This window comes from Pontibacter sp. HJ8, from assembly GCF_054824225.1.
In genome coordinates, this window is the sequence record NZ_JSYF01000648.1 from 1 (window position 1) to 1,299 (window position 1,299).

At 44.2% G+C, this 1,299-nt stretch carries 1 protein-coding gene; it reads right to left on the reverse strand.

The window, feature by feature from the left end:
* Positions 1–172: 172 nt before the first annotated feature.
* The gene (locus OB13_RS20590; RefSeq protein WP_461492064.1) at positions 173–781 is read right to left on the reverse strand and encodes a hypothetical protein; all 609 of its coding nucleotides are present in this window, start codon (positions 779–781) and stop codon (positions 173–175) included.
* Between the last annotated feature and the right edge of the window lie 518 nt (positions 782–1,299).

Sequence of the window (1,299 nt, forward strand, 5' to 3'; positions counted from 1 at the left end):
CTAGCTATACCTATATTGGGATAAGCTTTGTTACATAGCAGCCGATATATTAGCTGCAACCCTGCCCGCATCCAACACGGAGCTATCCCGAACTGACCTTACATACTGGGTATAGTTAAATAACCAGCCCTAGGTTAAGTGGCAGGAATGCTCCGGAAGGAAAGTGCCCGCCTTAGTTATTATCCACATCATCTACTGTCTCCAGCGCCGTGAATTCCATCTGGAGGGCCTTGATACTTACCTGATCTTCCGTTGAAACATCTTCGCTCAGCGCATCGTGGCGCTCATTGAGCTCCTTGAACACCAGTTTTGCCATCTCCCAACCTTCGTTTCCCCAGGCGCTCTTCTTGGCTCTTACGTTGTCCATGAAAGTTCTGTAGGCCAGCCGTACGTTTCCTGCGTTTACAGCACTTTTGTCCGCGTATTGCCCCAGCAGGTCCTGTTCCCACTGCTGCAATTCGGGAGCCCGCTCTGCCATTTTGCTTCGCTCTTCTTCTTTTTTCCGGAAGTCTTCCTTGATCTGCTGGTAATCGGCCTTCAACTTGTCAGAAAACTTATCCTGCTTCTGGTCCAGCTCATCTGTCCGTCTCTTAAAGTCTTTTTTGGTTTGATTCCAGTCATCTTCCGTGCGTTCGGCCAACTGGTTCGTCTGCGAATTCATCCAGGATCTCAATTCATTTACATCGCCTTCCACTTCCTGCTCGCGCGTCGCACTACAGGAGCTAAGCAAAGCAACTAAAAATAGTACAACAAGACGGACATTCCAATTATTCATTTTCATTCTAGTACGGTTTACAGATTTCATAAACAGGGAAACAGCAAATACCCTGCCTCACAGGATAGCATATTAATTATCAGGCACTTCGATCTTTGAAGTTAAAGCCAACGGAGCCCATAGGTTATACTGAATTATGCAACAACTAATCCAAACACACCTTCGTACCTATTACTATAGGACTTACAAAATACAAATTTATATCCTATATTTACAAAGGTAGATTTTCATTGTAAAATATTGCTTGGGTCACCTGGTTTCAGGCAGGCCACAGCAGCAGTTAAGATAGCTTACACTACGAGTATGCGTTAACAGGCACAAGTGTAGTGAGAGCTATCGCTGTTTATATACCTGTATACTGTAAACGATCCGTTTAGGATAAGCTTCTACGCCAGTTAAATCTATACCTGTAAGTACTTGAAAGATAAACAGAAAGACAGGTATAGCGATAGCGCCCTTTTCAACATATAGACGGTTTCGTACTCGCTTACAAGAAAATCTTTTTCTCCCTGAGTACGAAGTAT